Annotated in this window: 12 protein-coding genes; 9 read left to right on the top strand and 3 right to left on the bottom strand. The window is 71.8% G+C overall.

Features of this window, described 5'->3' with window-relative positions:
- Nucleotides 1–113: 113 nt before the first annotated feature.
- Both BU52_RS25410 and BU52_RS25405 read left to right on the top strand, forming a co-directional pair.
- The gene (locus BU52_RS25410; RefSeq protein ID WP_037938376.1) at nt 114–1,559 is read left to right on the top strand and encodes a glyceraldehyde-3-phosphate dehydrogenase; all 1,446 of its coding nucleotides are present in this window, start codon (nt 114–116) and stop codon (nt 1,557–1,559) included.
- A gap of 159 nt (nt 1,560–1,718) precedes the next feature.
- A complete protein-coding gene (locus BU52_RS25405; protein ID WP_037938374.1) occupies nt 1,719–2,687 on the top strand; it encodes a hypothetical protein in 969 nt (322 codons plus the stop codon).
- Between the two features lie 30 nt (nt 2,688–2,717).
- On the opposite strand, the gene BU52_RS25400 is transcribed toward BU52_RS25405, so the two are convergent.
- Complete coding sequence (locus tag BU52_RS25400; protein WP_037938366.1) at nt 2,718–4,598, bottom strand: FAD-dependent oxidoreductase; 1,881 nt, start codon at nt 4,596–4,598, stop codon at nt 2,718–2,720.
- Nucleotides 4,599–4,831: 233 nt separating this feature from the next.
- Here BU52_RS25400 and BU52_RS25395 point away from each other — a divergent pair, with 233 nt between their 5' ends.
- From BU52_RS25395 to BU52_RS25365, 7 genes are all read left to right on the top strand, one after another.
- Nucleotides 4,832–5,956, top strand: coding sequence for a SchA/CurD-like domain-containing protein (locus BU52_RS25395; protein WP_037938362.1), 1,125 nt, complete (start codon nt 4,832–4,834; stop codon nt 5,954–5,956).
- Between the two features lie 70 nt (nt 5,957–6,026).
- On the top strand, nt 6,027–6,494 hold the full coding sequence (locus tag BU52_RS25390) for a cupin domain-containing protein (protein WP_037938361.1): 468 nt from the start codon (nt 6,027–6,029) through the stop codon (nt 6,492–6,494).
- Nucleotides 6,491–7,759: a beta-ketoacyl-[acyl-carrier-protein] synthase family protein gene (locus BU52_RS25385; protein WP_037938360.1), complete on the top strand. Its 1,269-nt coding sequence runs from the start codon at nt 6,491–6,493 to the stop codon at nt 7,757–7,759. Before BU52_RS25390 ends, BU52_RS25385 begins: the two co-directional genes overlap by 4 nt.
- Nucleotides 7,756–9,000, top strand: a complete 1,245-nt coding sequence (locus BU52_RS25380) for a ketosynthase chain-length factor (RefSeq protein ID WP_037938359.1) — start codon at nt 7,756–7,758, stop codon at nt 8,998–9,000. Before BU52_RS25385 ends, BU52_RS25380 begins: the two co-directional genes overlap by 4 nt.
- 27 nt (nt 9,001–9,027) lie before the next feature.
- Nucleotides 9,028–9,288, top strand: coding sequence for an acyl carrier protein (locus BU52_RS25375; RefSeq protein ID WP_037938358.1), 261 nt, complete (start codon nt 9,028–9,030; stop codon nt 9,286–9,288).
- Between the two features lie 2 nt (nt 9,289–9,290).
- Entirely contained in the window at nt 9,291–9,773 is a 483-nt protein-coding gene (locus tag BU52_RS25370) for an SRPBCC family protein (RefSeq protein ID WP_037938357.1), read from the top strand.
- A gap of 35 nt (nt 9,774–9,808) precedes the next feature.
- On the top strand, nt 9,809–10,144 hold the full coding sequence (locus BU52_RS25365) for a TcmI family type II polyketide cyclase (protein WP_037938354.1): 336 nt from the start codon (nt 9,809–9,811) through the stop codon (nt 10,142–10,144).
- 83 nt (nt 10,145–10,227) lie between these two features.
- Here BU52_RS25365 and BU52_RS25360 read toward each other — a convergent pair whose 3' ends face one another.
- A complete protein-coding gene (locus BU52_RS25360) occupies nt 10,228–11,256 on the bottom strand; it encodes a methyltransferase (protein ID WP_037938351.1) in 1,029 nt (342 codons plus the stop codon).
- A 69-nt stretch (nt 11,257–11,325) separates the two neighbouring features.
- Nucleotides 11,326–12,387: a right-handed parallel beta-helix repeat-containing protein gene (locus BU52_RS25355; RefSeq protein WP_037938350.1), complete on the bottom strand. Its 1,062-nt coding sequence runs from the start codon at nt 12,385–12,387 to the stop codon at nt 11,326–11,328.
- Between the last annotated feature and the right edge of the window lie 801 nt (nt 12,388–13,188).

Genomic DNA, 13,188 nt, shown 5'->3' with positions numbered 1-13,188 from the left:
GTCGCGCAACCCTGCGCGTCGCGGGGTGCCTCCGGGCCCGGCGGACACCCCCTCCGAGCCACCCCCACAGCATCGCTATCATATGAGCACCCTCTAGCTCGAAAGATGATCCTGTGACTGTCAACGAAGACTCGTTCACCCATTGGAAGCACCGCGAGGAGATCGCGGAGTCGATGATCCCGATCATCGGGAAGCTGCACCGGGAGCGGGACGTGACCGTCCTGCTGCACAGCCGTTCCTTGGTGAACAAGTCGGTGGTCAGCATTCTCAAGACCCACCGCTTCGCCCGGCAGATCGCCGGCGAGGAGCTCTCGGTCACCGAGACGCTGCCCTTCCTGCAGGCGCTCACCACGCTCGACCTCGGCCCGTCGCAGATCGACATCGGCCTGCTCGCCGAGGCCCACCGCGCCGACGACCGGGGTCTGTCGGTGGCCGAGTTCACCGCCGAGGCCGTCGCCGGCGCGACCGGCGCCCACAAGATCGACCGCCGTGAGCCGCGCGACGTCGTGCTCTACGGCTTCGGCCGCATCGGCCGTCTCCTGGCCCGGCTGCTCATCGAGAAGTCGGGGTCCGGCAACGGTCTGCGTCTGCGCGCGATCGTGGTCCGCCGGGGCGGCGAACAGGACATCGTCAAGCGGGCCTCGCTGCTGCGCCGCGACTCCGTGCACGGCCAGTTCCAGGGCACGATCACCGTCGACGAGGCGGAGAGCACCATCACCGCCAACGGCAACACCATCAAGGTGATCTACGCGAACGACCCCTCGGAGATCGACTACACGGCGTACGGCGTCAAGAACGCCATCCTCATCGACAACACCGGCAAGTGGCGCGACCGCGAAGGGCTTTCGCAGCACCTGCGCCCCGGTGTCGACAAGGTGGTGCTGACCGCGCCCGGCAAGGGCGACGTGCCCAACATCGTGCACGGCGTCAACCACGACACCCTCAAGCCGGACGAGCGGATCCTGTCCTGCGCGTCCTGCACCACCAACGCGATCGTCCCGCCGCTGAAGGCGATGGCGGACGAGTACGGCGTGCTGCGCGGACACGTGGAGACCGTCCACTCGTTCACCAACGACCAGAACCTGCTGGACAACTACCACAAGTCGGAGCGGCGCGGCCGCTCGGCGCCGCTGAACATGGTGATCACCGAGACGGGTGCCGCCTCCGCCGTCGCCAAGGCGCTGCCCGACCTCGACGCCACGATCACCGGCAGCTCGATCCGGGTCCCCGTGCCGGACGTCTCGATCGCCATCCTCAACCTCCAGCTGGCCCGCCCCACCAACCGCCAGGAGGTACTGGATCACCTCCGCAAGGTGTCGCTGACCTCGCCGCTGAAGCGCCAGATCGACTTCATCAGCGCGCCCGACGCGGTCTCCAGCGACTTCATCGGCTCGCGGCACGCCTCGATCGTCGACGCGGGCGCGCTGAAGGTCGAGGGCGACAACGCGATCCTGTACCTCTGGTACGACAACGAGTTCGGCTACTCCTGCCAGGTCGTCCGGGTCGTCCAGTACGTCTCGGGCGTGGAGTACCCGACGTTCCCGGCTCCGGCGGCCTGATCCGGGAGTCCACCGGCCGCACGGGCGCAACGAGATGGCGGGGCCGGAGAGATGTCCGGCCCCGCCCCGGTATGCCCGGCTGACCGGCGGTAAGGGGCAGATCGATAACGATCGCCCCGTCCGGGTTGCCGGGACACCCGCAGTTCCTAGTCTTCGGTCATGCCCCTCTTCAGCAGTCGCACCAGCAGACGTCCCCGTCTCTCCCCGGCCCTCGACGATGCGGAACTGACCCGTGTGCTGGGACGGTTGAGCAAGCGGGGCGGGAGCGGCAGGTCCGCGGACGTGGCGCTGGTCGCCTCCCTGCTCGAGGAGACCGGGGACGACTGGGACCGCCGCTGCCACCGGGTGTCCGTACTCGCCGAGGCGACGGCGGACACGGGGGTCGCGGCGGCCTGGCTGGGCAGGGAGCCGCACAGCGCCGACGCCCTGGTGTTGCATGCCTGGGCCGGGCTGGCGCGCGGGCTGAGGGACGGGCACCTGGAGGACGCCGGGGAGCTGGTGTCCCAGTGCCACCGGGCCGCCGACCTCAGACCGGAGGATCCGCTGCCGTGGGTCGCCCTGATCGGGGTCTCGCGGATCGAGCGGTACGGCCAGAACGACGTCAACGCCGTCTGGCGGCAGGCCACCGGACGCGATCGCTGGCACCGTGAGGCGTACCTGCAGATGCTCGCGTACCTGTCGCCGGAGGAGGGTGGTTCCAGCGCGTCCGTGCTCGACTTCGTCGACGTGGTGCGCAGCCGGATCCCGGCCAACGCGCCGTGCGCCGCGGTCGAGCTGACCGCCGCCGTCCGTCAGTACCAGGGGCTGCTGGCGCAGGGCGGCGTGCGGGCCATGACCGCCGGTCAGCTGTGGGAGGGCGGGCAGATCGCGACGGCGCTGGACCAGGCCGCCGCGCTGTGGGCGAAGCCTGGCTTCTTCCAGCACGCGGCGGCACCGGCCGACCTGAACGTCCTGGCGTACGCGCTGTGCGCGGCCGGCCGTGCCGCCGACGCCCATCCCGTGTTCCAGGCGCTCCAGGGCATGGTCAGCTCCTGGCCCTGGGACGTCGACGGCCCCGCACTCCAGCGCTTCGAACAGCATCTGGCCAAGTCGGAGCGGGGCCGTCAGGGCGGCTTCGGCGGTTCGTGAGCGACGGGTCCGACGCCCTCGCCGGTCGTGTCAGGGACGGCTCAGGATCGCTTCGACCGCCTCGCGGAGGGCCTTCGCCGGGTCGGCCGGGCGGGCCGCGTCGCGCCAGGCGACGAAGCCGTCGGGCCGGACCAGGACCGCGCCGTCCTCGGTGATCCCGTGGGCGCCGGCCCAGTCCGTGTCCGGGCCGGGGGTCAGGTCGGCGTGAGGTCCGTCCCCGATCCGGTACGCGTCGAGCGGTACGGACAGCTGCGCCGACACCTCGGCGGCCGCGGCGTGCCAGGGGCTGTTCTCCGCGCTGAGCAGGACCAGCGACCTCTCGTACAGGTCGAGGGTGGAGACCCGGGTGCCGGCGCGGTCCAGCCAGAGGTGCGGGGCGCGGCTGCCGGGCTCGCCGTTCAGCACGACGCCCTCGGGGACGACCGGTGCCGTGGGGTCGGTGCCCAGGACCGCGCCGCGCGGATAGCGGTACGCCAGCGCCACGTTGAGGATGCCGCCCTTCCGTCCACCGGGTCCGCCCGGACCGCCGGGGCCGGCTCCACCGGGGCCACCCGGTCCAGCGGCACCGGGTGCACCGGCACCGGGTCCGCCAGGTCCACCGGGGCCACCGGCACCAGGGCCACCGGCACCGGGGCCACCGGCACCGGGCCCACCAGGGCCAGCGGCACCAGGTCCACCGGCACCAGGTCCACCGGGCCCGCCGGGTCCGCCAGGTCCGCCAGGTCCGCCAGGTCCGCCAGGTCCGCCAGGTCCGTCCGCGGGCGTGTACCCGGGGTGACTGTGCTCGCTCGAGCGGGAGGAGGCACGAGCGCTGGTCGCCTCCGCGACAGGGCGCCGTTCGGCGTCGTAGGACTCCAGCAGGCCGGGCGCGGCCCAGCCGTCGAGCACGGCGGCCAGCTTCCAGGCGAGGTTGTGGGCGTCCTGGATGCCTGTGTTGGAGCCGAACGCGCCGGTGGGCGACATCTCGTGGGCCGAGTCGCCGGCCAGGAACACCCGGCCGTGGGCGTACCGTTCGGCGACCCGCTCGGCCGCGTGCCAGGCGGCCCGGCCGGTGATCTCCACGTCGAGATCCGGCACGCCGACGGCCTTGCGGATGTGGGCGACGCACCGCTCGTCGGTGAACGACTCGAGGGTCTCGCCGTGCTCGGGGTGCCAGGGGGCGTGGAACACCCAGTGCTCCCGGTTGTCGACCGGCAGCAGGGCCCCGTCGGCCTCCGGGTTGGTCAGGTAGCAGATGATGAACCGCCGGTCTCCGACGACGCCGGCGAGGTCACGGGAGGTGAACGTGAGGCTCACGTTGTGGAACAGGTCGCCCGGACCGTTCTGCCCGATGCCCAGCGCCTCGCGCACGGGGCTGCGGGGGCCGTCGGCGGCGACGAGGTAGTCCGCCCGGATCCTGGTGTGCTCACCGGTCTCCCGGCTCTTGACCAGCGCCGTCACGCCCTCCGCGTCCTGCTCGAAGGACAGCATCTCCGTCCCGAAGCGCAGGTCCCCGCCGAGCTCCCGGGCCCCCTCGAGGATCACCGGTTCCAGGTCGTTCTGGCTGCACAGGCACCATCCGGCGGGACTGAAGCGGGCGATGCCGCCGCCCGGGTCGATCTCCTGGAGCAGCCACTCCCCCTCGTCGTCCACCAGGCTCGGGGTCTGCAGGATGCCGTGGTTGTCCGCCAGGGTCGACGCGGCCCGGCCGATGCGCTGCTCCAGCCCGGCCGTCCGGAACAGCTCCATGGTGCGCACGTTGTTCCCCCGCCCCCGCGGGTGGCTCGAGGTGCCCGCGTGGCGTTCGACGAGCGTGTGCGGCACGCCGAGGCGTCCCAGGAACAGGGACATGGACAGGCCCACCAGGGAGCCGCCGACGATGAGGACCGGCGTGCGGTGATCCGCGCGGCCGGCCGTATCCGATCGATGCATTGAAACGCCTCCAGCGTCGCCCTCGACGGGCTGTGGAATGGGACGCCCATTTCATGCCCGGTACAGGGCGTCTCGCGTCCCGGCGGCACCCGTATGGCACGCGGTTCACCCACCTGCCCCGTGTCGCTCGCGCGCACCGGAAAGTCGCGTCAACGATCGACTCATGGCGACCCCGGCCCCTCCGGACACGGCGGTCGTTCCTGACCTTCCGACGAAGAGGAGAGGTGCGCCGGATGACCATGTCGGCACGCGTATCGCAGTCGGCGTTCGACGGCTCGAGGCTGCGGGTGATCCTGCTGCTCGACCTGTACGAGGGTGCCCAGGAGCAGTTCCTCGACGCGTACGAGCACATGCGCAACAAGGTCGCGTCCGTCCCCGGTCACATCAGTGACCAACTGTGCCAGTCGATCGAGAACCCGTCGCAGTGGCTCATCACCAGCGAGTGGGAGAGCGCCCTGCCGTTCCTCGCCTGGGTGAACAGCGAGGAACACATCCAGATCGTCCGCCCGATGCACAGCTGCGTCCGGGACACCCGGTCGATGCGCTACAGCGTCCTGCGCGAGACGCACCCGGAGCAGCCGCTCACCCCCGACGCGGCGCAGGCGAAGCTCCAGACGGCGGCCCGCGTGGGCGCCGGCCGGACCCGCCACGCGCTCACCTTCACCGTCAAGCCGGGCTCCGAGTCCAAGGTCGTGGACATCCTGGCCAACTACGACGCGCCCGAGACACGGATCAACGGCATCACGCGACTGCACCGCACCTCGCTCTTCATGCACGGCAACCGCGTCGTACGGGCCGTGGAGGTGGAGGGCGACCTGCTGGCCACGCTGTGCCACGTGGCCAGCCAGCCCGAGGTCCAGGCGGTGGAAGAGGCCATCAACCCGTATCTCGAGCATGACCGGGACCTGTCCGACTCCGACTCCGCGCGGGTGTTCTTCACCCGGGCGGCGCTCCCGGCGATGCAGCACGTGGAGGCCGGCCGGCCGGAACCCGCCGCACTGAAGCGGCACATGCTGTACTACCCGGCCGTGGCCGGCCACGGGCTGGAGCTGGCCCGGTTCCTCGCCCAGCAGGACGAGGCCGCGGCGAACGACCCGGACGGCCTGGTCCACGCGAGCACCGTCTTCCAGCGTGACGACGTCGTGACCCGAATGATCGACGTCACGGGCGAACTCGACACCGACCCGCTCTCCGCCCTCGGCATCAAGGGCCAGGGCAAGGCCGCCGAGCTGGAGCGTCTCCTGGACGGCGCCGCGATCGGCGTCGAGGGCTCCCTGGACTCGGAGCGCACCCTGCACCGGCTCCTGGCGCACGCCGACATGATGCCCGTCACCGACCGCATCTCGGCGGACTCCTGACGGCCGACCGTGGCGACGTCCGCGGCCGTGTCCGCCCGGACGCCGCCGCTCCCACCCGGAGGTATCAACCATGTCCAAGCAGCACCCACGCATCGTGGATCTGAGCGAGACGGAACCCAACCGACGGCGCGGAGGTGACCTCAGGACCCTGCTCACGCCGGCCACCGTCGGCTCGACCAGCGGTTTCATGGGTCTGGCCATCATCAAGCCCGGCGAGCGGATCGGCGAGCACTACCACCCGTACTCCGAGGAGTTCGTGTACGTCGTCAACGGCGCGCTCGAAGTGGACCTGGACGGCGAGCCGTTCGCGCTGCGCGCCGAGCAGGGACTGATGATCCCCATCGACATGCGGCACCGCTTCCGCAACGTCGGCGACCAGGAGGCCCGCATGGTGTTCCACCTGGGCCCGCTCGCGCCGCACCCGAGCCTCGGCCACGTCGACACCGAGGAGACCGAAGGCGTGGCCGCCGGGCCGCAGCTGACGGTCGGCGGTCCCGAGCGGGGCCGTCCCGCCGAGCCGAGCGAGGCCATAAAATGACCCGGCGAGTGGCCGTCACCGGTATAGGTGTGGTCGCTCCCGGCGGCATCGGAGCGACGGCGTTCTGGGACCTCCTCGCAGCCGGCCGCACCGCGACCCGCGGCATCACCCTGTTCGACCCGGCGGGCCTGCGCTCGCGGATAGCCGCCGAGTGCGACTTCGACCCGTTCGCGCACGGTCTGGACGCGGAGTTGTGCCAACGCGCCGACCGGTACGTACAGTTCGCCCTGGTCGCCGCCGGGGAGGCGCTGCGCGACTCCGGACTCGACATCGAGGCCGGCGACCCCTGGCGCACCGCGGTCTGTCTGGGCAGCGCGGTCGGCGGCACGACCCGGCTGGAGCACGACTACGTGCTGGTCAGCGAGGGCGGCCGGCGCTGGGACGTCGACCAGGAGAAGGCCGGGCCGCAGTTGCACACGGCCTTCCAGCCGAGCACGCTCGCCTCGGTCGTCGCCGAGCGCTTCGGCGCCCGGGGTCCGGTGCAGACCGTCTCCACCGGCTGCACCTCCGGGCTCGACGCGGTCGGTTACGCGTTCCACACCATCGCCGAGGGCCGCGCCGAGGTCTGCATCGCGGGGGCGTCGGATTCACCGATCTCACCGATCACGATGGCCTGCTTCGACGCCATCAAGGCGACGTCGCCCAACAACGACGACCCCGAGCACGCCTCCCGGCCGTTCGACGCGCACCGCGACGGCTTCGTCATGGGCGAGGGGGCGGCGGTGCTCGTGCTCGAGGAGTACGAGCACGCGCGGGCCCGGGGCGCGGAGATCCTCTGCGAGATCAGCGGCTACGCCACCTACGGCAACGCCTACCACATGACCGGTCTGACCAGTGAGGGACTGGAGATGGCCCGGGCGATCGACACCACGCTCGACCAGGCCCGTATCGACCCCACGCTGATCGACTACGTCAACGCGCACGGTTCCGGCACCCGGCAGAACGACCGGCACGAGACGGCCGCCGTGAAGCGGTCGCTGGGCGCGCACGCCCACGAGACGCCCATGAGCTCCATCAAGTCGATGGTGGGGCACTCGCTGGGCGCGATCGGCGCGATCGAGGTGGTCGCGTGCGTCCTCGCGCTGAAGCACCAGGTGGTGCCGCCCACGGCGAACTACGAGACCCCCGACCCGGAGTGCGACCTGGACTACGTCCCGCGCACCGCCCGCCCGCGGAAGCTGAACCACGTGCTCTCCGTCGGCAGCGGTTTCGGGGGCTTCCAGTCCGCGGTGCTGCTGTCCGGGCCGGGCGGGAGGACACGATGAGCAATCGGCGCTCCGGGCGCGCGGCCGTCACCGGCATCGGTGTGATCGCGCCCAACGGAATGCGGACGGACGCCTACTGGAAGTCCGTCCGCGAAGGCCTCACCGTACTGGACCTGATCGGCCGCGAGGGCTGCGACCACCTGCCGCTGCGGGTGGCGGGCGAGGTCAGGTCCTTCGACCCGGCGGATCTCATCGAGGACCGGTTCCTGGTGCAGACGGACCGCTTCAGCCACTTCGCCATGGCCGCCGCCGCCCTCGCCCTCGACGACGCCGGACTGGGCGGCGAACCCGCCGAGCCGTTCTCGGTCGGTGTGGTCACCGCGGCCGGATCGGGCGGCGGCGAGTTCGGCCAGCGTGAGCTGCAGAAACTCTGGGGCAAGGGCTCCAAGTTCGTCGGGCCGTACCAGTCCATCGCCTGGTTCTACGCGGCGAGCACCGGCCAGATCTCCATCCGCAGCGGGCTCAAGGGGCCCTGCGGGGTGGTGGCGAGCGACGAGGCGGGCGGTCTTGACTGCCTCGCGCACGCGAGCCGGGCCGTGCGGCGCGGCACCGACGTCATGGTCGTCGGGGCCGCGGAGGCGCCCCTCGCCCCGTACTCGATGGTGTGCCAGCTCGGCTACCCCGAGCTCAGCACCGTCGACGACCCCGACCGTGCCTACCGCCCGTTCACCGAGCAGGCCTGTGGTTTCGTGCCCGCCGAGGGCGGCGCGCTGCTCGTCGTCGAGGACGAGGCCCGGGCCCGGGAGCGCGGGGTGCCCGTACGGGCCGTCGTGGCCGGCCACGCGGCCACGTTCACGGGGGCCTCCCGCTGGGCGGAGTCCCGGGAGGGCCTCGCCCGCGCGATCCGCGGCGCCCTCGACGAGGCGGGCTGCGCCCCGGAGGAGATCGACGTCGTGTTCGCCGACGCCATGGGCGTGCCCGAGGCGGACCGCGCGGAGGCGCTGGCGATCGCCGACGCACTCGGCGCACACGGCACCCGGGTCCCGGTCACGGCGCCCAAGACCGGCATCGGCCGCGCCTACTGCGCGGCGCCCGTGCTGGACACGGTGGCCGCGGTGCTCGCCATGGAGCACGGCCAGGTGCCCCCGACACCCAACGTGTTCGACACCTGCCACGACCTCGACCTGGTCACGTCGCGCGCTCGCCCCGCCGAGCTGCGCACCGCCCTCGTCCTCAGCAGGGGACTGATGGGCTCCAACGCGGCGCTGGTCGTGCGCCGCGGTGATGATTCCGCCCGGTAGCGCCGGGCGGGGAAGGAGCAGTCACCCATGATCACCACCGAAGTGACCTTCGACGAGCTGTCCGCCCTGATGAAGCAGGCGGCCGGCATCACCGTCGACCCCGAGGAGCTCAAGGAGGCCGCGGAGTCCCCGTTCGACACCTTCGGCCTGGACTCGCTCGGTCTGCTCGGCATCGTCGGCGAGCTGGAGAACCGGTACGGCCAGCCGCTGCCCCCCGACTCGGAGCGCTGCAGGACGCCCCGGGAGTTCCTGAACCTCGTCAACAGCACCCTCACGGCTGGAGCCTGAACGTGGCCGGACACACCGAGAACAGCATCACCATCGACGCTCCCCTCGACCTCGTGTGGGAGATGACCAACGACCTGGAGAACTGGCCGCGGCTGTTCAGCGAGTACGCGTCGGTGGAGGTCCTCTCCCGTGAGGGCGGGACGACGACGTTCCGGCTGACCATGCACCCGGACGAGAACGGGAAGGTGTGGAGCTGGGTGTCGGAGCGCACCCCGGACCGCGAGAAGCGGATCGTCCGCGCCCGCCGTGTCGAGACGGGCCCCTTCGCCCACATGGACATCCTGTGGGAGTACGAGGAGGTGCCGGGCGGTGTCCGGATGCGCTGGACGCAGGACTTCGCCATGAAGCCCGACGCCCCGGTCGACGACGCGTGGATGACGGACAACATCAACCGCAACTCCCTTACCCAGATGGCCCTCATCCGGGACCGGATCGAGCAGGTCGCCCGCGACAGCGAGAGCGCGTCCGTCGCGTCCTCGCGCTGAGCGCCGGCCCGCGCGAGGACACGGAAGGAACCCTCATGCACCACGCCCTCATCGTCGCCCGGATGAAGCCCGGTTCGGCGCCGGACATCGCCGACGTGTTCGCGGCCTCCGACCGGGGTGAACTGCCCCATCTCATCGGCGTCAGCCGGCGCAGTCTCTTCCAGTTCGGGGACGACGTGTACCTGCACCTCATCGAGGCGGAGCAGGATCCGGCGCCGGCCATCGCGAAGCTGGCCTCGCACCCCGAGTTCCGCGGCATCAGCGAGCGGCTGGAGGCGTACGTCAGCCCGTACGACCCGGCCACGTGGCGCGGTCCCAAGGACGCCATGGCGCAGTGCTTCTACCGCTGGGAGCGCGGCGCGGGTTCCTGAGCCGGGCCGCGCCGCACACCCCGAGGCCGCCGGTCCCGCGTCAGTCGCGGAGCCGGCGGCCTCGGGGTCGTGGTGCCCGCGGATCAGCCGGGCACGGTGCACTCGAAGGCGTGCAGGTAGGCGTTGACCGGGCGGACCCCGTCGATGACCAGGCCCGCGGCGGTCAGGCGGTCGACCATGCTCTGCCGGGTGTGCTTGGCGCCGCCGACGTTGAGGAGCAGCAGCAGGTCCATGGCGGTGGTGAACCGCATCGACGGGGTGTCGTCGACGAGGTTCTCGATGACCACGACGCGGGCTCCGGGCCGGGCGGCCGCGCGGACGCTCGCCAGTGCCCGGCGGGTGCTGTCGTCGTCCCACTCCAGGACGTTCTTGATGATGTACACGTCCGCCTGGACGGGGACGGCCTCACGGCAGTCACCGGCCACGACGTCGACCCGGCCGGCGAGCGCGCCGCCCTCGCGCAGCCGGGGGTCGGCGTTCTCCACCACGCCCGGCAGGTCGAGCAGCGTGCCGTGGAGATGGGCGTGCTTCTCCAGAAGGCTGGCCAGGACGTGCCCCTGGCCGCCGCCGATGTCCACGACCGAGGAGGCGTCCTCCAGGTCGAGGAGCAGGGCCACGTCGCGGGCGGACTGCTCGCTGGACGTGGTCATGGCGCGGTTGAACACGTGGGCGGACTCGGGGGCGGACTCGTTGAGGTACGGGAAGAACTCCTGGCCGTGCACGTCCTCGAAGACGTCGCGCCCGGAGCGCACCGCCTCGTCGAGCAGCGGCCAGACGCTCCAGGTCCACGGCTCGGTGCACCACAGGGCGATGTGGCGCAGGCTGTGCGGGTCGTCCTCCCGCAGCAGCCGGGACATCTCGGTGTGCTCGAAGGTGCCGTCGGGGTTCTCGGTGAAGACGCCCTGACAGGACAGGGCGCGCAGCAGCCGCCGCAGCGTGTGCGGCTGGGTCTTCACCGCGGCCGCCAGGTCGTCGACGGTCATGGGGTGGTCGTCCAGGGCGTCGGGCACGCCCAGACGGACGGCCGCGCGTACGGCGGCGGCGCACGCCGCGCCGAATACGAGCTCCCTCAGCCGCATGGGCGGCGGGGGAGCCGGTTCAACGGTGGTCATCCGTTGCCTCGCTTCTGCTGTCGTGCGGTCGGTGGGTGGGTCGGGGCGGCTCGGGTCGGGTCGGGTCGGTCAGCACATGCCGGCGGGCTCGGAGAGCGTGCAGGTGTTGCGGCTGAACGTGTTGGTCCTGGCGGTGTCGCGGTTGGCCAGGTCGGCCGGGCTGTTGCCGGTCACCAGGTTGTCGCGGACGTCGTTGCGCTCGCTGGGGGTGCCGACCAGGCTCCTGAAGAGGACGATGCCGCCGGACAACGGGGACCTGCCCTTGTTGTTCTCGACCCGGTTGAAGGCCACCACCGTGTCCTCGACGCCGGTGAGCACGATGCCCGATCCCTGCAGGAAGGGCAGCCGCGGTGTCTTGGCGCAGTGCTTGTTGTTGGCGTGGATGTGATTCCATTTCACGTCCACCCGGCCGGCGCGAGGCTTGGACTCGTCGCCCACCACGAACACGGCGGCGCAGTTGCCGGTGGCCTCGTTGTGGGTGACGCTCAGGTTCCGCAGTCGGCGCACGGTGACACCGACCCGGTTGCCCGCGGTCGTGTTGTGCCGGATCACCGTCTTCTCGGCGTCCCGGGCGCCTTCCTCGGTGTCGACGGTGTTGGCGACGAAGATTCCCGCGTCGCCGTTGTTCTGCGTGACGTTGTGGCTGACGACGCTGCGGACGGAGCGTTCCCCGGCGATGCCCCACTGGCCGTTCCGCTCCGCCGTGACGTGACGGACGCTCAGCCGCTCGGTCCCGGTGGCCCACAGCCCGTTCTTGGCGAAACCGCGGACCGTCAGCGACCGCACGGTGACGTCCCGGAGGGGCTTGGTGTCGCTGCCGGTGACACAGATGCCGTTGCCCGCCTTGGCGCAGGCGCTCTTGCCGGCGTTCTTCGCGGGCACCAGGACGGTGCGACCCGCGCCGTGGCCGCGCAGGGTGATGTCCGGCTCGGTGAGGGAGACGCTCTGCTTGTAGGTGCCGGGCGCGAGGAGGACGGTGTCCCCCGGCCGGGCGGCGTCGACGGCCTTCTGGATCGACTGCCCGGGCTCCACCCGGTGCACGGTCGGACGGTGGGCCGACGGGGCGGCGCCGAGCCCGGCGGCCACGACCGCGGCGGTGCACGCGAGGTACGCGATGTGTCGTTTGCTCATGGAGCCGAAGCTATGAGCGGGGTTTCGGCCCCGCCACCGGTGATCACCCAGGCGGGCGCGGTGTTCACCGGTCCCGGCAGCGGCCCGGTCGCACCCCGGTGGTGCGCGGCGTCGGGGGGGCGGCGCACGGCCCGGCGCCACCCGTCCCCCGCCGTCGGGCCGGGCCGCCCGGCCCGGCCCGAGGAGCGGGCCGCGGCCGTCCTGTCGCACCGTCAACGGGTCGGTCCTGCCGGTGGACGACGACGGCCGGGCGGCCGTGTGACGCCGTGCCGGTTCATGCCGCCGCGTCCTCCCCGATGCGCCGCATCTCCAGACGAGGGGCTGGCGAGTACCCCGTAGCCGCACCTCGGTGTGCTTCTGCTCTCGAGTCCCTGTCCAAGAGGACGTCAAGTCCGTTTCCGGTACCGGCTGGTTCCGGGTCGGGGTGAGCTCGGCCAGGCGGGCCTCGGCCTCGCCGAGGGCGGTGGTGAGCCGTCCGATCTGCTCGCGCGGGTTCTCGGTGCGGGCTGCGGCCTCGTCGTGCTCGGCCTGCAGCAGACGCAGGAGTTCGCAGACGGGGCGGCGGAGCATGTCGGCGGTGGAGGCCCGGTAAGGGCGGTACCGGCCTCGTTGTCGTGCGCGTCGCGGTGTCCACCACCTGACCCTGCGGCCTTACCCATCGCGTCCTCCGGGTCCGCGAACGCCGGTGTGTGCCTGTCCTCGCCGACCGGATGTGGCGGCTCAGTCCCCAGGAGGGACGTTGCCGGGGGTAGGGCGTGACCGAAGGTTGTCGTCCGAGGTGTGCCGATCACCACCGGCGGG

It is taken from the genome of Streptomyces toyocaensis (assembly GCF_000725125.1).
GTDB lineage: Bacteria > Actinomycetota > Actinomycetes > Streptomycetales > Streptomycetaceae > Streptomyces > Streptomyces toyocaensis.
Note: the sequence above shows the minus strand (reverse complement) of the source record. Positions and strands in the feature narration are given on the sequence as shown.